At 64.7% G+C, this 14,226-nt stretch carries 23 protein-coding genes; 16 read left to right on the top strand and 7 right to left on the bottom strand.

Going from position 1 to position 14,226, the window contains the following annotated elements; genetic code table 11:
• Positions 1 to 19: 19 nt before the first annotated feature.
• The 6 genes from ATCM_RS12655 to ATCM_RS12630 all read right to left on the bottom strand — a co-directional run bounded on the left by ATCM_RS12655 (position 20) and on the right by ATCM_RS12630 (position 2,432).
• Positions 20 to 481, bottom strand: a complete 462-nt coding sequence (locus ATCM_RS12655) for a hypothetical protein (protein WP_243694012.1) — start codon at positions 479 to 481, stop codon at positions 20 to 22.
• Complete coding sequence (locus tag ATCM_RS12650) at positions 478 to 690, bottom strand: hypothetical protein (protein WP_132864863.1); 213 nt, start codon at positions 688 to 690, stop codon at positions 478 to 480. Before ATCM_RS12650 ends, ATCM_RS12655 begins: the two co-directional genes overlap by 4 nt.
• Entirely contained in the window at positions 687 to 1,196 is a 510-nt protein-coding gene (locus ATCM_RS12645; RefSeq protein ID WP_132864862.1) for a hypothetical protein, read from the bottom strand. Before ATCM_RS12645 ends, ATCM_RS12650 begins: the two co-directional genes overlap by 4 nt.
• Positions 1,193 to 1,432, bottom strand: a complete 240-nt coding sequence (locus ATCM_RS12640; RefSeq protein WP_132864861.1) for a hypothetical protein — start codon at positions 1,430 to 1,432, stop codon at positions 1,193 to 1,195. Before ATCM_RS12640 ends, ATCM_RS12645 begins: the two co-directional genes overlap by 4 nt.
• A 207-nt stretch (positions 1,433 to 1,639) precedes the next feature.
• A complete protein-coding gene (locus ATCM_RS19355) occupies positions 1,640 to 1,972 on the bottom strand; it encodes a hypothetical protein (RefSeq protein WP_243694113.1) in 333 nt (110 codons plus the stop codon).
• The gene (locus ATCM_RS12630) at positions 1,905 to 2,432 is read right to left on the bottom strand and encodes a helix-turn-helix transcriptional regulator (RefSeq protein WP_132864860.1); all 528 of its coding nucleotides are present in this window, start codon (positions 2,430 to 2,432) and stop codon (positions 1,905 to 1,907) included. The genes ATCM_RS19355 and ATCM_RS12630 overlap by 68 nt, the downstream gene beginning before the upstream one ends.
• A 74-nt stretch (positions 2,433 to 2,506) precedes the next feature.
• Here ATCM_RS12630 and ATCM_RS19260 point away from each other — a divergent pair, with 74 nt between their 5' ends.
• From ATCM_RS19260 to ATCM_RS12565, 13 genes are all read left to right on the top strand, one after another.
• Positions 2,507 to 2,929, top strand: coding sequence for a hypothetical protein (locus tag ATCM_RS19260; RefSeq protein ID WP_207911808.1), 423 nt, complete (start codon positions 2,507 to 2,509; stop codon positions 2,927 to 2,929).
• Position 2,930: 1 nt separating this feature from the next.
• The gene (locus tag ATCM_RS12620; protein WP_243694011.1) at positions 2,931 to 3,569 is read left to right on the top strand and encodes a hypothetical protein; all 639 of its coding nucleotides are present in this window, start codon (positions 2,931 to 2,933) and stop codon (positions 3,567 to 3,569) included.
• Positions 3,569 to 3,949, top strand: a complete 381-nt coding sequence (locus ATCM_RS12615; protein ID WP_132864859.1) for a hypothetical protein — start codon at positions 3,569 to 3,571, stop codon at positions 3,947 to 3,949. The genes ATCM_RS12620 and ATCM_RS12615 overlap by 1 nt, the downstream gene beginning before the upstream one ends.
• A 134-nt stretch (positions 3,950 to 4,083) precedes the next feature.
• Positions 4,084 to 5,076, top strand: coding sequence for a hypothetical protein (locus tag ATCM_RS12610; RefSeq protein WP_132864858.1), 993 nt, complete (start codon positions 4,084 to 4,086; stop codon positions 5,074 to 5,076).
• Complete coding sequence (locus ATCM_RS12605; protein WP_132864857.1) at positions 5,076 to 6,503, top strand: replicative DNA helicase; 1,428 nt, start codon at positions 5,076 to 5,078, stop codon at positions 6,501 to 6,503. Before ATCM_RS12610 ends, ATCM_RS12605 begins: the two co-directional genes overlap by 1 nt.
• A gap of 5 nt (positions 6,504 to 6,508) precedes the next feature.
• Entirely contained in the window at positions 6,509 to 6,877 is a 369-nt protein-coding gene (locus ATCM_RS12600; RefSeq protein WP_132864856.1) for a Ref family recombination enhancement nuclease, read from the top strand.
• A complete protein-coding gene (locus tag ATCM_RS12595; protein WP_132864855.1) occupies positions 6,874 to 7,497 on the top strand; it encodes a hypothetical protein in 624 nt (207 codons plus the stop codon). Before ATCM_RS12600 ends, ATCM_RS12595 begins: the two co-directional genes overlap by 4 nt.
• Positions 7,498 to 7,589: 92 nt before the next feature.
• A complete protein-coding gene (locus tag ATCM_RS12590) occupies positions 7,590 to 8,525 on the top strand; it encodes a PDZ domain-containing protein (RefSeq protein ID WP_243694010.1) in 936 nt (311 codons plus the stop codon).
• Between the two features lie 315 nt (positions 8,526 to 8,840).
• Entirely contained in the window at positions 8,841 to 9,272 is a 432-nt protein-coding gene (locus ATCM_RS12585; protein ID WP_132864854.1) for a structural protein P5, read from the top strand.
• Entirely contained in the window at positions 9,272 to 9,595 is a 324-nt protein-coding gene (locus ATCM_RS12580) for a hypothetical protein (protein WP_132864853.1), read from the top strand. Before ATCM_RS12585 ends, ATCM_RS12580 begins: the two co-directional genes overlap by 1 nt.
• A gap of 112 nt (positions 9,596 to 9,707) precedes the next feature.
• On the top strand, positions 9,708 to 9,950 hold the full coding sequence (locus ATCM_RS12575) for a hypothetical protein (RefSeq protein WP_132864852.1): 243 nt from the start codon (positions 9,708 to 9,710) through the stop codon (positions 9,948 to 9,950).
• Positions 9,947 to 10,243, top strand: coding sequence for a hypothetical protein (locus ATCM_RS12570; protein WP_207911807.1), 297 nt, complete (start codon positions 9,947 to 9,949; stop codon positions 10,241 to 10,243). The genes ATCM_RS12575 and ATCM_RS12570 overlap by 4 nt, the downstream gene beginning before the upstream one ends.
• Positions 10,240 to 10,710: a lysis system i-spanin subunit Rz gene (locus ATCM_RS12565; RefSeq protein ID WP_132864851.1), complete on the top strand. Its 471-nt coding sequence runs from the start codon at positions 10,240 to 10,242 to the stop codon at positions 10,708 to 10,710. Before ATCM_RS12570 ends, ATCM_RS12565 begins: the two co-directional genes overlap by 4 nt.
• 16 nt (positions 10,711 to 10,726) lie before the next feature.
• Here the strand turns inward: ATCM_RS12565 and ATCM_RS12560 are convergent, their stop codons facing one another.
• Positions 10,727 to 10,918 (bottom strand): hypothetical protein, encoded by a 192-nt coding sequence (locus ATCM_RS12560; RefSeq protein ID WP_243694009.1) that lies wholly within the window; start codon positions 10,916 to 10,918, stop codon positions 10,727 to 10,729.
• 99 nt (positions 10,919 to 11,017) lie between these two features.
• On the opposite strand from ATCM_RS12560, the gene ATCM_RS12555 reads away from it, so the two are divergent.
• The 3 genes from ATCM_RS12555 (at position 11,018) to ATCM_RS12545 (ending at position 14,225) form a co-directional block, all read left to right on the top strand.
• Positions 11,018 to 11,407: a DUF1064 domain-containing protein gene (locus ATCM_RS12555; RefSeq protein WP_243694008.1), complete on the top strand. Its 390-nt coding sequence runs from the start codon at positions 11,018 to 11,020 to the stop codon at positions 11,405 to 11,407.
• Positions 11,408 to 11,659: 252 nt separating this feature from the next.
• Entirely contained in the window at positions 11,660 to 12,163 is a 504-nt protein-coding gene (locus ATCM_RS12550) for a DUF1441 family protein (protein WP_132864849.1), read from the top strand.
• The gene (locus ATCM_RS12545; protein ID WP_132864848.1) at positions 12,138 to 14,225 is read left to right on the top strand and encodes a terminase gpA endonuclease subunit; all 2,088 of its coding nucleotides are present in this window, start codon (positions 12,138 to 12,140) and stop codon (positions 14,223 to 14,225) included. The genes ATCM_RS12550 and ATCM_RS12545 overlap by 26 nt, the downstream gene beginning before the upstream one ends.
• The last annotated feature ends 1 nt before the right edge of the window (position 14,226 follow it).

Genomic DNA, 14,226 nt, shown 5'->3' with positions numbered 1-14,226 from the left:
CTTGGATAGCCGGGGCGCGTCAGGGCGCGCGGCTGACGAAAGCGAGGTCATAGATGACGCAGTGCGCCCGGGCGTCCGCCTTGGAGAGGGGGGCCACGGCATCAGCCCGGGCGCATGCGAGGGGAACGGAGTAGGAGCCGCTGGTGACTGCATCCACGGCGTCGAGTGCTTCCTGCCAACGGCGGGCGGAGAACCCATCGGTGAGCGCAACTGCAACGCCAGCCGAGCAATCGGGCACGCGGCCAGCGCCGCGGAAGCCGTTGAGGGCGGTCCCGGCGATGGTTGCGCGCAGGCCCCAATCGTCATGGTCCGCTAGCTCGTAGACCGCGAGCGCGGCGCAGATGCGCGGGCTGGAGATCACCAGGTCAGCGGGGACGGTCACGTCGCCGGCGGTCCTGGTTTCGGGGGCGGGCACCGGGATCGTGGAAGCGGCGCAGCCGCCCAGGGCGAGCAGCAGGGAGGCGAGGAGGGCGCGGATCACGCGGTTTCTCCCTCAATAACCGGATTCTCAATCTCGACCCAGTCGCCGTTCTTGATCGGACGCTCGAATGCGTGATTGAACCTCTCCGTGGGTAGTCCATCGCGGAGATGGCAGATGGCCGTACCGTCGGAGAACACTTCGACGTAGTCGGTGCTATCGAGGAAGTAACCAAGGCGCGGGCGGTAGCACTTGGAGGTGATCGCGCTCATGCAGCACCGCCTTGCCGCATAGCCTGACGGGCTGCTTCGTACTCGCTGCCGAGAATTTCAGTAAGTGCCGGCATTGCCTTGCTGGTACTGGCATAGAGGAAGCCCTCGTGCACGAAGAGCGTGAGGCCTTCGAACAAGAAATCCATGCTGCTACTGAAGCCCAATGCCTCGTAAACATCGTTCCCGTCCACGCTTCCGCGAGGTACGTGCTGATCCCAGTCGGCATTGAGGGCTTTAAGCGCAGCTTTGGTATCGGCGGTTGCGCCCTTCAGCGGCGCGCTGCGCGGCCACTGCAAGCCGTTTCGATCAGGCGCTCGCCACAGGTCGCGGGGCGCAGGCGTTGGGAACTTGATACCGGCGAAGCGCGCCGGATCGGCGTACATCAGGCCCTTGCCGCCAAATCGCGCGGAGAAGGCATTGATCGCAGCCTGAAGCGCCACCCTCTGCGCGCTCTCTTGTTCCCAGGCGACCAGGACAGCGGGCGCGTTGGTCTTGTAGAAGCTCATGCAGCACCGCCAGTACGTGCAGTCTCATGCGGCTGTCGGCGAGCGATGAGTGCTGAGGGGGTGGCTCCCTCCTCGATGGCGGAGGCCGAGTCGAGCAGCGCTTCGGCGAGTTCGCGGGCTTCGCCGGGGGAAACGACCAGGAAGGCTTCGCTGCCAACGCTGATGGTGATGCGTCGGGCATGGTGCCGGTGGTCAGCCCGGACGCTGCCGCGCGCTGTGGTGGTGAGGGTAGCCATGCCGATCTCCAGCCCCTTCCCGGATGGGTGTGTCACGGGGCGCGAAGCAGAGATTAGGACTAGCTAACTATCGAAGCAATAGGAGAGGCTAATTTTTTACGAAGCGAGTCTGAATTTTTAATGGGCCGTTCAGATTTTGCTGCGGGGGCGTCACCAAACAGAAAGCCCCGCTTTCGCGGGGCTCCGTTCATTCCGAGCGGGTCGGACTTAGCCTAGCGACCGCAACAGGCCGGCCTCCTCGAAGGAAACACCATCGGTCAGGCACTCGCGCGCTCGGTCAAGGTCACGGTGGAGCGCCAGCAACTCGGTGTCGGACAGGTCTTCGATTGCCGCCCGGCCTATCGTGGCCTGGTCAACGAGCAACTGGAAGCCGAAAGGGCGATAGGCGCGGGTGAGGCTTCGGATCATGCGGATGTGGCTCTCGCGCATGACGGCATCCATGGGGTAGGCATCCCCTGGATCGCGCAGCGGCCTATCGGCCGGCGGTGCGGCGCTGATCCGCTCCAGCAGCTTGTCCAGCAGAGTATCCGTTTTGCTCATCTTGCTCCCTGTAGCTATCACGCTTCGCCCGCCATTGAGCGAAATCCACAAGGTTCCTTTGGTCCGTGGGCCGGTCGTCCTCAGCCACCCATTCGTACACGTCGGCAAACAAGTCGGCCTCCGCGGTCAGGTGGAACTTCTTGCCGAGGGCGGCAAAAGCTCGTTCAAGGAATTCTTGGGTCGCCGATAGGATTGCTGGGTCGGGTCGCGCCGGTTGAGACTTCCCAATCGTGGTGCCCGGGCGCTGATCCATCGAGCCCTGACCCGTCGCAAGCCACTCCTCCGATACGTTCAGAACTGACGCCGCCCGCAGGAGGTTTTCGCCTCGGAGGAACTTGGCCTTGCCGCTGAGCCATCCGTGGACGCTGGGCTGGCTTACACCACAACGGCGGGCCAGCTCAGCTTGCGACATGCCCCGTTTGGACATGGCGATGGACAGACGGTCGGCGAGGGTAGTCATTAGACAAGCCTAATTAGGTATGAATTCGGACTGGCTATTGACCTTAGAATTAGCTAGTCCTAAGCTCTGCCGCCATGGACACCCAATCTGCCCCTCAGATCGACCAGCCCACGGCGTCTCAGATCATCGATGCGCTCGGTGGAACCACGGTGGTTGCCAAGCTTTGCTGCGTGCGTGCCCCGTCAGTGAGCGATTGGCGCAAGCACGGAATCCCCAGTGCGCGGCGGCAGTTCCTGGAGCTGTTGCGCCCCGAGGCGTTCAGCACTGCAGCCATCACGAAGCGCGCGCTGCTTGCGCGCCTGGCGCTGGTCAATGACACAAGCCTGGCGGCGCTCCTGCAGCTCCCGCGCGCAGTGGTTGAGGGGTGGGCCGATGACTCGGCTGTGCCTGATTCGCCGGAGCTTCGCGCGCTGTTGAGCCAACCGGCTCCGGTGGCTGCTGAGCAGGGCTCCGACGACCCGGATGCAAGCCGCATCGTTCCGGTGGAGAGCGCCTGAGATGAATTCGATTCCGTCCATGGGCAGCAGTCTCGCGATCGGTACCGGCGATGTCATGAAGCTGGGGAGGCAGTTTCTGCCTTCGCGCCAGCAGGTGATCTACGGCTACACCGACAAGATGCTCAACGAAACGGCGATGAACGCCAACAGCTTCGCCATGCACGTGGCGGAGCAGTACTTCGCGATGACCGCGCCGCATCGGCACGACAAGAAGGCCGTCCCGCTCCGGCTGGGGCATGGAGACGACCTGGCAGATGCGCTCAAGGCGAACGGCCAGGCGTTGCGGCGCTACATGGACGGCAAGGTGAAGACGCTGCCGGCCGATCTTGAGGACGCATGGGTGCTGAGCCTGCCGGAACCCTACCGCAGCGACTGCGAACGGGATCTCGCGGCACGGCGCGGCCTGCTGCCCATCCGGTTGAGCCTGATCGCTGGAGACGCGGACACGGCCGGCATCGGCGTGCTGATGGTGGAGTTCGGGTCGCTGGTCAGCGCCCTGACGCCCGCCACCGCCGATGGCGTGATCGATGAGCGGGACCGCCCGCACGCCAAGACGATCATTGACCGCTGCAACGATGTCGTCATCGCCGCGCTGACCATTCAGCGTCGTTTCGTCGCGCTGCTCGGTGGTGGCGCGTGATGGCCGACAAGCCCGCCAGGAAGCCGAAGAAGGGCCGCTCCGCCGAATGGCTGGAAGGTGCACTGAAGCGCTTCAGTGACGAAGACCTGCAAAGCGAGCTGAAGCGCCGTTACATGGCGTCGCCGCACGCGCCGTTCGTGATGCCGGAGCGCAAGCCGCAGACCCGCGTGGAGTGGCTGCGGGAGCGAGTGAAGGAGCACGAGGAGACGCTGGAAGCCCTGCGTGAGACCCGGCTCCCCCCTGGCCCGGCCGTCGCCATCAAGCAGGCCCGCATTGCCTCGCTGACCAAGATCCTTGCCAGGAACCGCAAGTACCTCGCTCTGGCCGAGGCTGACGCGGCGGGGCCGGCAGAAGTACCGGAGGCGCGCAAGCGCCCCTGACTGAATCCCGCCCCTCTAACCGCCAGGTAGCTCCTGGTGGGACAGCCGAACTCCTGCGCGGTTGAGGGATGCGGGTCTTGCGGGAGGACGTGGGAGTAGTGGCATGAAGAACACAACACGGGCGGGAGGCTGACATGCAGGACGCACGCATTGCGACCGGGCTATCCAGCCACCCGAAGACCAAGAAGCTGATTCGCGCGCTGGGGCAGGGTGGGGCATGGAACCTGATCTGCCTGATTACCTGGGCCGCGGCAAACCGTAGCGACGGCGATCTGTCCGGCATGACCGTGGAAGACATCGAGCTTGCCGCCGACTGGTTGGGCGAAGATGGCGCGTTCGTGCGCGAGCTGGTGCGGGTGCGCTTCCTCGACCAGGACGGCGACGACTACGCGCTGCACGACTGGGCGGACCACAACCCGTGGGCAGCCGGGGCGGAAGCGCGCAGCGAGAAATCGAAGTGGGCGGCGTTGTGCAAGCAGTACGGGCGTCCAGAGGCTGCCAGGATGATGCCCGAGTATGCCAAGCGCATTGGGATCGACTGCCAGCCGGTGCCAGCCGCACTGCCAGAAAGTGCCAGTGGCACGCCGCTGGCAGAATCGGGCAGTGCCAATGACTGCCAAGCGGAGTGCCAGAAAGTGCCAGTGGCAGATTCTGGCAGTGCCCCGTCTCCGTCTCCGTCTCCGTCTCCAGAAGAGCCTAAGTCCTCGCTTCGCTCGGACTCGTCATCGGCTGCGCCGGATGACGCCTCCGGTGGCGGTGCTTCGCCGAAGGAGGTGCTGCGGCTGGCGGCGGTGACCGACGAGGCGATTGCGGCCTGGAACGCCTCGGCGCTGGTGAAGGCCAACGGCGGGCTGCTGGCGGCGGTGAACCCGGCTGTGGGGCGCGACAAGCGCCAGCAGCAGGTCAAGCGCTGCGTCTCCATCGCCCGGGACATCTGCCTGGCCAAGGGCCACAGCCGCATCCCGCCTGAGTTCTGGGCCGAGTACTTCGCCGTCGCCGCCAGGGACGATTTCCACTCCGGGCGGCAGGGCGGGGGGCGAGGGCACGAGAACTGGATGCCCGATTTCGAGTTCATGACCCAGCCCAAGACGATGCTGAAGCTGTTTGAGCGCGAGGAGGCCGCCTGATGTTCGACGCGGACGCCACCGTCGCCCAGATGCGGGTTCCGCCGCAGAGCGTCGCCGCCGAGCAGGCGGTGATCGGCGGGCTGCTGCTGTACCCGGAGGCTTGGCGGAAGATTGAAGGCAGCCTGGAGCCGGCGGACTTCTACCGCCGCGACCACCAGCTGATCTTCACTGCGATCCGGGACATGGTTGAGCGTGACCGCCCGTTCGACGCGGTGACGCTGGGCGAGTGGTTCCAAGCGCAGGGCATGGGCGAGCAGGTTCCCGACCACTACCTGACCACGCTTGCCAGCACCACGCCATCGGCCGCGAACATCGCCGGCTATGCCAAGGTCGTGAGCGACAAGGCGCTTGCGCGCCGGATGGTCAGCATCGGCACCGAGATCGCAGATGCAGCCTATGACCCGCGTTTCGAGCCGGAGGAGGGCATCGCCGCGGCCCAAGTGCTGATGCAGGGATTGGCCCCCAGCCACACGGGCGGCCTGGTCGCCGTCACCGACACCCTGCCGGCCTGGTTCGATGACCTGCGGTACCGCTTCGAGCTGGGCACCTCGATCACCGGCGTGCCGACCCCGTGGAAGGACCTGAACGATGCAACGCACGGCCTGCAGCCTGGCGAGCTGATCATCCTCGCCGGTCGCCCGAGCATGGGTAAATCCATCGCGGGACTGAACATCGCCGACTTCGCCGCGGTGGACCGGCACGTGGCCCTGTTCTCGCTGGAGATGAGCAAGAACCAGCTCAACCGGCGCGGGATCTCTGCCGCCGCAAAGGTTCCCCATGAATGGCTGCTGGCCCCGGGCGGCTCGGATGAGTACTGGGCCAAGGTCACTGCCGCTGTCCGGGATCGCCGCGCGCTGAATCTGAGCGTTGACGACACCCCCGCGCTGCGGATCAGCCAGTTGATGGCCCGCGCCCGCGCGCTGCACGCCCGCCGGCCGATTGAGCTGCTGGTGGTGGACCACATCCATGACTTCAAGATCGACGCCAAGCTGGCGCGCTTTGAGTACGGCGAGATCGCGCAAGGGCTTAAGACCCTCGCCAAGGAGTTCAACTGCCCGGTACTGGCCCTGGGCCAGCTGAACCGCGCGCTGTCCAACCGCCAGGACAAGCGCCCGAACATGTCCGACCTGCGCGAGTCCGGCGAGATCGAGCAGAAGGCGGACATGATCATCTTCATCCACCGGGATGACTACTACGACAAGACCACCCACATGCGGGGCATCGTGGAGTTGATCTTGGCGAAGGGCCGCGACGTGGAGGCCGGAAAGTCCATCTTCCTGCGTAACGACTACGCCCACATGGCCCTGCGAGATCGAGAGGGCGACCTGCCGGAGGCCCCCGAGCCCGACCGCCCGGCGCCGCGCGCTGGCGGGAAGAACAAGTTCTTCGGCGGTGGACGCCGCGGCGGCTTCGGGGACCAGGACTGATGGCTATGCAGCACTCCACGGGCACCCCGACCACGGCGGAGGCCGCGCGCATCGAAGCGGCGAAGGTCGGCCCGTGCATGGCCTGCCTGTCGCTGCTGCTGGCCGGGCTGCTGGACGCCGGGCTGGTCGTCTACGGCTGCGACTACAACCACGCAAAGAGCGGCAACCGCCGGCGCGGGCACATGTTCGGCTACGCGCTGTGCGTCTGGCACCACCGCCGGCATCCGCAGGAGGGCAAGACCCCGGCGCAGACCCGGGAGGTTTACGGCCCGAGCCTCATGGACGGCTCACGGGCGTTCCACGAAACCTACGGCACCGACGACGACCTGATCGAGCAACAGACCTACGTGATTGAACAAAGGAGAGCGGCATGAGCGACGTGCGCGAACTACTGGCCCGGCTGAACCCCACGACTATCCGCATGGACGCCGGTGCCGGTTCGGGTAGCGGGGGGGATGCCCTGACCAACATCGATGTTGCTGGCGCGCTCGGCATGGTGCCGGCTGGCCTTGGCCGGGACTTGTTGGAACTGCTGTATGGGCCCGATCCTAGCCGCGCGGACATCGTTCGAGTGTTTCACGGGATAACCAGGTTGGCCCTGGAGGAACGAAATCTCCGGTCGCGCTGTTTCATCGACGCCAAGACCCTTTGGGGTATCAAAGACTGTATTGCAAGATTTGAGCGTGACCAAAGCGAGCAAACCCGCAGGGACCTAGGCGTACTGAAGGCGCGCACTGCCGTGGCTCGCGAGCAGCTATTCCCTGAGAGGTTGGAAGAGCGCATGCCTCAGATTGCCGCCGTTGCCATCGGGTACATGAAAGGAGAGCGGCTCAGCAATCGCGAACGGGCCGCAGCCATGGGGGTCAGCGAGTCTGCGTATCGCCAAGGTTGGTCAGACGTCGTCGATTGGTTGCTTACCCAGATGGTAGAGGCGGAGCAAGATGCGGCGCGGGTGTTCAGCCGGTCGTTGCGTGAGGAAGGGGCGGCAGGTTAAGTGGCGCGGGCCCGCCCCGTCCTTCGGGAAGGGGGGAATGCCTGCCGCACTTCGCTATTGGTTCGGGACCCATTAGTATCAGCGGCCAGATCATGTCACTTGTCCAGGGGGAAGGGGTGATTAAGTTAAGGTTGATGGCGCTTTGCGTCTTCGGGACAATTCCCGCCGCCGGGTTCGCAAATGAAATATTCGCGGTTACTCCGTCGGGTAGTGCCGAAATGTTGTTCTCAGGAAAAGCCGCAGAAGTAGCCGGGAAGATATCCGGGCGTTGCATGGATTTGCGCTGGACTGTTGTGTCGTCCAACGAAACGACGGTCGTCTGCGACTCACCCTTGAGCACTGGGCAGTCGATTATGGGCCAGCTGCTACTGGGCAACAGCTACTCGACGCCGCCCAAGCGATTCTTTCGTTTCACCATCAGCGAGAACGCCGGGATTTCGAGGGTACAGGCTGCCGGATGGATGGAGACGCAAATGGCGTTCGGTCAGATCCAGCGCGTCGACTTTTCGGGCGCCGATTTCCAGAACAGCATCATGGGCTTCATGGGGGCCGCCGGCGGGAAATTTCCGGTGGGGACAACATTTCCTAATCATGTGGTCATGGGGGTTGACGTCGAAGCCACGCAACAAGGTCGCTATGCAGCTATGCGGATCACGGGGGTACGGCCAGACTCAGCCGCCATGCGGGCTGGGATCGTTGTTGGAGATGTAGTGACTCGAGTGGCTGGCCGCAGGTTCAAAAATGACGACGAATACCTGGCTGCGACAGAGAAGGCGGCAAGTTCCGCAACATATCCCGTCGAGCTTACGAGAAATGGAGCGACAATAACCCTCACGTTGGATCGTGAGTTTCGCCCAGCCTATGTGGAAGAGGTGCTTGCGCAGGAAGAACACCTAAAAACTCCATCAACAGGTACACCGTCGTCGTCAGTGGCGGATGAGTTGGCGAAACTATTGAAGCTGAAAGAGCAGGGAGTGCTGACGCAGGAAGAGTTTGATTCTCAGAAGGTAAAGCTTCTAACGCAATGACCTCCTCCTGGCGAATGCGCAGGTGAAGCCTGCGCACTTTTTGCCTTAGATTCCTACCATCACGCGACCAAAGCCCGGCACAAGCCGGGCTTTTTCTTTTCAACCCGATCACCACCGCGCCGAAATCCCCTCCGCTCGCCGTGAGGCGATTGGGGCCGGTGCCGCGCGCAAGCGCGTCAGTCCCGCCATGCCTGGCCTGTGCACCTAGGCAGCGGTGGTGATCGGTTCTTCTACGCCCGTCCACTCTTACCGGACCAATCATCGAGCCAGCCGGGCTGCGGTGACGGGCACCTTTGCCACACAGGGGATTCACCCATGAGCACGAAGCAGGAGCCGCGCGGCGTCCGCAACAACAACCCGGGAAACCTGGACCGCACTGCGACCGTGTGGCGCGGTGAGGATCGGAGCCCCGAGGCTCTGGCGAGGGAGAAGCGCTTCTGCGTGTTCGAGACGCCGCAGGCTGGCTTCCGCGCGCTGGCAAAGACCCTGCTCACGTACCAGAACAAGCACGGGCTGAGGACGGTCCGCGAGATGATCAGCCGCTGGGCGCCGTCGGTGGAGAACCCCACCGAGGCGTACATCACCCAGGTGGCCCGGGAGGTCGGTGTGGGCAGCCGTGAAGTGGTGAACCTCAATAAGCAGGTGCCGCTGCAGCGCATGGTGACGGCCATTGCCCGCCATGAGAACGGCGGCCTGTTCTGGGATGAGGCGGTGATCGAGGCTGGCGTGCGCCAGGCTCTCGCCTGATGGACGGTGATCCGAGCACCGCGCCCTGGTGGGCTGCCGGCGGTGCCTTCGCTCTGTGGTTGGTCCGGGAAATCTGGGGCGTCATCGCGAGCCGGAAGAAGGACCGCACCGAGACGGACGCCAACGTCACCCTGGTGGGCGGGCTGACAGAGCGCATTGATCGCCTTGAGCAGTCGCAGGCCCGGATGGGCACGCAGCTGGACGAGGAGATCAAGCTGCGGCGTGAGGCCCAGGAGGAAGCGCACCGGTTGCGCATGCGAGTGCAGACGCTGGAAGGCCTGCTTCGCGGACTGGGGGCGGTAATACCGCCCGAACCGCCGTGATGTACCTAGGCATCGGCCTGCTGGTCGGCCTGGCCGTCGGCGCGCTGGCCTACTGGCACGGCGACATAGGAATGGACCCATGACAGCCCTTGTGGGCGTGGAGGTTTGAGAGATGAGCAAGTTCACCCCAACCGCCAAGGCTTGGATGCTGTTCTGCCCGGTGCTGCTGGACTACTCCGGCAGTTGGGACGAATACGAGGGTGGCCGAGTTTTCTATCGCGCCCGCTGGGATGTGCTTAAACCCGTCTTGTGGCTCGCTCACAAGGTGCGCCGCTGGATCAACGTGCGCCGTGGGACGGCAGACCCATACGACGAGGATCAGTTCCTCGGCCTTTGGGGCGAGCGTGCCCTATGAGCCAGCCCCCGACGGCTGCCGAATGGCAGCGCCCTGGGTATGACGCCCTGTGGGGCTGGTTCGGGCTGAGCTATGCGTCCTGGCTTCCGCTGCCACGTGTGCTGATGCACGAGATGCCGGACGACTGGCAGGCACGCATGGCCGTGTTGCTGCAGGAGTTCGATGCGGCGTTCAAGAACCTGCCTCGCTACGACGTCCAGATCCAGCTCAAGCAGAACGGCCGGTTTGTGCCGATGCCGGACTGGATCAGCTACCGGCACCCCGACCGGGCAACGATCGAAGGTTTCAAATGACCAGAGTGCACATCGTCGTCGGACTGCTGCTGTTCATAGCCGGGTTCTTCCTGGGGCGAGAGTGGCGTGACCGCAGTGCGGACATAGCTGCCGGCAAGCAGGAAGTGAAGCAGCTCACCCGCCAGGTGCTGGCAGAGCAGGGCGCTCGCGCGCTGGAGCAGACCAAAGGCCAGGAGCTGGCCAAGATCGGAGCCGAGCATGAAGAAGACCGGGAAGCGGCCGAGGCCATCCCTGCTGCTGTTGTTGCTGACCTGCGTGCTGGCAACCTCCAGTTGCGCCGGCAGTGGGCAGCGTGTGAAACCAACCGTGTGTCCGAGTCCGCAGCCGGCGCCGCCGAACGTGATGCGCTCGCCGAACTACGAGCAAAGGATCAGGGTGATCTTGTTCGAATCGGCCGAGAAGCCGACGACCAAATCAGAGCCTGCCAAGCGGTAGTGAGGTCCGATAGGAACCAGCCCTCGTCATGAGGGCTGGCGGTGATCGTTACGGGGCAGGGCAGGCGTCCGCTTTGCAGCGCTCATAGGCTGCATAGCATTGCTCATCGGTGAAGACGCCGTTCTGCAGGCAACGGTTGAGTTGCACTTCGCACATGGAGCAGGGAGTGACCTGCGCGGTAGCGAAGCCGGATACGGCAACGAGCAGGAACAGTACGGTCTTCAAGGCCTTCTTGATCATCACGTCAGTCCTTTGCTTGCCCGGGATAGGGCAAGCCCGACGCTACATAGAGAAACGCACCCGTTCAATCTGCGCTGCCGCACGCGGTGAGTGCAGGTGATGAAGCGTGATTCAAAGGGGGTGGAAGTCATGGCGCTACATTGCAAGAGCCGTGCTCATCTGGCTCTCGGTCGGCTCAAGACTGGTGAATTGAACAAGACCGAGCAGGCCTATGCCGACAGGCTCCGCGCGCTGGAGCATGCCGGGCAGATCCTCTGGCACAAGTTCGAGGGCATCAAGCTGCGTCTGGCAGACAACACCTTCTACACGCCGGACTTTGCGGTGCTGGCCGCTGACGGTGTGATGGAGCTGCACGAGGTAAAGGGCTTCTGGCAGGACGATGCCAGGGCCAAGATCAAGATCGCAGCGGCCATGTACCCGTTCCGGTTCCTTGCCGTGAAGGTGAGGGCCAGGCGGGACGGCGGTGGCTGGGATGTGGAGGAGTTCTGATGGTGGCCTGCCTTTCGCGTCGTGGAACCTTTGCCGTTGTGTGCATGCGTTCCACGCTGCATCGAAATTATCCACAGAAACCTGAACGGGCGGGGCCCCAGGGGCGGCCCGAGCCGACCGGGGGGAATTCGGACCCCGGTAATTTCCAGTTTTTCGGCCCCTAGGATGCTCCACCACTAGTGGGCATTTTTTGCGTTTTTCCCGGGAGAAACCGCGTTTTCACCCCCGTACACGTTGTGCATTAGGTAGGACATGGCCGACATCCACGAATTCTCCCAAGGCTGGTCGATTGGCCGGCTGGCGGAAGAGTTCCGCATGGACCGGCGCACGGCCTCCAAGCGCCTGAAGGAGGCCGGCATCCCGCCGCTGGCCAAGCGCGCTGGCCACGACGTGTACCGCCTTGCCGATGCCGCCGCCGCCTTGGTTGATCCGATTGGCCCAGGCGCCGGGGTTGACGGGGTCGTCGACCCGCGCGACCTGCCGCCGATGGAGCGCCGGGCCTACTACCAGTCCGAGAACGAGCGGCTGAAGGTGGAATCCACCATCGGCCAGCTGGTACCGGCCGCAGAGGTGGAGGCGGACTACGCGGAGCTGGTGAAAAAGGTGGTGCAGTTCTTCGACACGTTGCCGGACGTGCTGGAGCGCAAAGCGGGCCTGACACCGGACCAGGTCGTGAAGGTCCAGGACGAGTGCGACCGCGTCCGACAATCCATGTACGAGGGCATCACCGATGACGACGTACGCGACAGCGCGTAGCGTTCGCCTCGGCGTGGCCGAGATGATCCGACCGCCCCGGCGAATCCGGGTGAGTGAAGGGGCCAAGGCGCTGCAGGTGGCCAATGCCGCCGGCGCGGCCGGCGCCTGGGACCCGCACACGACCCCGTATATGGTCGAGCCGCTGGATACCACTGGCAGCCGGCATTTCGAGTCCGTCGTTTTCGTGGGTCCGGCCCGTTCCGGCAAGACCATCTCGCTGATCGACGCGCGGCTGGCCTACCTCATCACGTGCAACCCGGCCGATGCCATGGTTGTCCAGATGTCCAAGGACGCAGCGGAGGACTACAGCAAAACACGCATCTCGCGCAGCATCGCCGCCAGCCCCGAGCTGCGATCGCGGCTCAGTCCCCGAGCGCACGATGACAACATCCTGCTGAAGTTCTTCCGCTCGGGCATGTCGCTGCGCATGGGCTGGCCGTCGGTCTCGGTGCTGTCGGGCAAGGACATCCACGACGTCCTGATGACGGACGTGGATAACTACACCGGCGATCTGGCCATCGATGAGTGCTTCGGCTTGGCGCTGAAGCGCACGCAGACCTACATGTCCGCCGGCATGGTGGTGGCAGAGTCCAGCCCCGCAACGGACTTCACCGACGGTGCCTGGAAGCCGATCGACCCTCACCAAGGCCCGCCGGCGGCCGGCATCGCGGCGCTATACGCCCGAGGCGACCGGCGCCGCTGGTACTGGCCTTGCCCCGAATGCGGCGAGCGCTTCCAAGCGGCGCCAGGGTATGACGGCTTCGCGCTGCCGCCGCTGGAGGAACTTCTCGAGCGGGTGGTGCTGGACGACGTGCAGAAGCTGGCACGCCACTACTCGCTGCTGCACTGCCCACACTGCGGTGTAGGCCTGCAGCACCGGTGGAAGGAGGGCATGAACCGCTCTGGCGTTTGGGCGGCAGAGGGGCAGGTGGTCCATCCCGACGGCACGGTTACGGGCGAACGCCCGGAGGCGCGCATCGCCAGCTTCTGGCTGGGCGGCGTCGCGGCCGCCTATCAATCGTGGGAATCGCTGGTGGAGCGCTACTTCCAGGCGCTGCGCACCTTTGCCACCACCGGTGAAGAGCGCCCGCTGAAAACGACGCACAACGTTGACGGCGCCATCAACTACGTGCCGATGGCGGCGCGCTCGGTCAGCGACCCCAACGAGATGCGGAAGCGGGCGGAGGACTGGGGCAGGGGCGCGGTGCCTCCGGGCGTGCGGTTCCTCACCGCCACGGTGGACGTGCAGGGCAATCGTTTCGTGGTGCTGGTGCTGGGGTTTGGCATCGGCGAGTCCGGGCAGCTGGAGCGGTGGGTCGTGGACTCATTCACGCTGCGCACCTCCGCGCGCCCGGACGGTTCCGGTGGCTTTCTGCCGCTGGACCCGCCGAAGTACTTGGAGGATTGGGAGCGCCTGGTCGAGAAGGTCATCACGCGACGGTATCCGCTGGCTGACGGGACCGGTCGCACCATGCCTATCCGCGTCACCGGCATTGACTGGGGCGGCAAGTCCGGCACCTCGGTGCGCGCGCTGGAGTTCTGGCGGTCGTTGAAGGTGCGGAAGCTGCACACGCGGGTGCGCCTCATCAAGGGCGACACCCGCCGTGAAGGCCCGCTGTTCCGCGAGACCTTCCCAGACAGCAGCAAGCGAAAGGACCGCAAATCCGGATCGAAGGGTGATGTGCCCCAGCTGTTGCTCAACGTCGATCGGTTGAAGGACACCGTAAGCGCCAACGTGAAGCGGGCCGAGCCGGGACCGGGCTACTACCACTTCCCCGACTGGCTGCCGGAGGCGTTCTACGCGGAGCTGACGGCCGAATCCCGGACTGCGAAGGGCTGGGAGAACCTGGCCAACCGCCGCAACGAGGCATTCGACCTGTGCGGCTATGCCGAGGGGCTGGCGCTGTGGATGAAGGTGCCGGCGATCAACTGGACCGCGCCGCCGCCGTGGGCAGCGGAATGGGACGACAACCCCGACGTGAGGGCGGACGACGCCGCACCGGCCCCTCCGCCGCGCGCGCGACCGCGGCGCGTCATACGCAGTAAGTACATGGGACGCTGAA

Source organism: Stenotrophomonas sp. ATCM1_4, assembly GCF_004348115.1.
GTDB classification, from domain to species: Bacteria; Pseudomonadota; Gammaproteobacteria; order Xanthomonadales; family Xanthomonadaceae; genus Stenotrophomonas; species Stenotrophomonas capsici.
The sequence above is the reverse complement of the archived record's forward strand: the minus strand, read 5'-3'. Positions and strand labels throughout refer to the sequence as shown.

Excerpts from the sequence above, each read along its gene's own strand:
- ATCM_RS12595 (WP_132864855.1), top strand. The coding sequence starts at position 6,874 with ATGAGCGACGTGCGCGAACTACTGGCCCGGCTGAACCCCACGACTATC.
- ATCM_RS12620 (WP_243694011.1), top strand. The coding sequence starts at position 2,931 with ATGAATTCGATTCCGTCCATGGGCAGCAGTCTCGCGATCGGTACCGGC.
- ATCM_RS12565 (WP_132864851.1), top strand. The coding sequence starts at position 10,240 with ATGACCAGAGTGCACATCGTCGTCGGACTGCTGCTGTTCATAGCCGGG.
- ATCM_RS19260 (WP_207911808.1), top strand. The coding sequence starts at position 2,507 with ATGGACACCCAATCTGCCCCTCAGATCGACCAGCCCACGGCGTCTCAG.
- ATCM_RS12555 (WP_243694008.1), top strand. The coding sequence starts at position 11,018 with ATGAAGCGTGATTCAAAGGGGGTGGAAGTCATGGCGCTACATTGCAAG.
- ATCM_RS12645 (WP_132864862.1), bottom strand. The coding sequence starts at position 1,196 with ATGAGCTTCTACAAGACCAACGCGCCCGCTGTCCTGGTCGCCTGGGAA.
- ATCM_RS12570 (WP_207911807.1), top strand. The coding sequence starts at position 9,947 with ATGAGCCAGCCCCCGACGGCTGCCGAATGGCAGCGCCCTGGGTATGAC.
- ATCM_RS12550 (WP_132864849.1), top strand. The coding sequence starts at position 11,660 with ATGGCCGACATCCACGAATTCTCCCAAGGCTGGTCGATTGGCCGGCTG.
- ATCM_RS12585 (WP_132864854.1), top strand. The coding sequence starts at position 8,841 with ATGAGCACGAAGCAGGAGCCGCGCGGCGTCCGCAACAACAACCCGGGA.
- ATCM_RS12610 (WP_132864858.1), top strand. The coding sequence starts at position 4,084 with ATGCAGGACGCACGCATTGCGACCGGGCTATCCAGCCACCCGAAGACC.
- ATCM_RS12575 (WP_132864852.1), top strand. The coding sequence starts at position 9,708 with ATGAGCAAGTTCACCCCAACCGCCAAGGCTTGGATGCTGTTCTGCCCG.
- ATCM_RS12560 (WP_243694009.1), bottom strand. The coding sequence starts at position 10,918 with ATGATCAAGAAGGCCTTGAAGACCGTACTGTTCCTGCTCGTTGCCGTA.
- ATCM_RS12615 (WP_132864859.1), top strand. The coding sequence starts at position 3,569 with ATGGCCGACAAGCCCGCCAGGAAGCCGAAGAAGGGCCGCTCCGCCGAA.
- ATCM_RS12580 (WP_132864853.1), top strand. The coding sequence starts at position 9,272 with ATGGACGGTGATCCGAGCACCGCGCCCTGGTGGGCTGCCGGCGGTGCC.
- ATCM_RS12630 (WP_132864860.1), bottom strand. The coding sequence starts at position 2,432 with ATGACTACCCTCGCCGACCGTCTGTCCATCGCCATGTCCAAACGGGGC.
- ATCM_RS12590 (WP_243694010.1), top strand. The coding sequence starts at position 7,590 with ATGTCACTTGTCCAGGGGGAAGGGGTGATTAAGTTAAGGTTGATGGCG.
- ATCM_RS12600 (WP_132864856.1), top strand. The coding sequence starts at position 6,509 with ATGCAGCACTCCACGGGCACCCCGACCACGGCGGAGGCCGCGCGCATC.
- ATCM_RS12605 (WP_132864857.1), top strand. The coding sequence starts at position 5,076 with ATGTTCGACGCGGACGCCACCGTCGCCCAGATGCGGGTTCCGCCGCAG.
- ATCM_RS12650 (WP_132864863.1), bottom strand. The coding sequence starts at position 690 with ATGAGCGCGATCACCTCCAAGTGCTACCGCCCGCGCCTTGGTTACTTC.
- ATCM_RS12640 (WP_132864861.1), bottom strand. The coding sequence starts at position 1,432 with ATGGCTACCCTCACCACCACAGCGCGCGGCAGCGTCCGGGCTGACCAC.
- ATCM_RS12545 (WP_132864848.1), top strand. The coding sequence starts at position 12,138 with ATGACGACGTACGCGACAGCGCGTAGCGTTCGCCTCGGCGTGGCCGAG.
- ATCM_RS19355 (WP_243694113.1), bottom strand. The coding sequence starts at position 1,972 with ATGAGCAAAACGGATACTCTGCTGGACAAGCTGCTGGAGCGGATCAGC.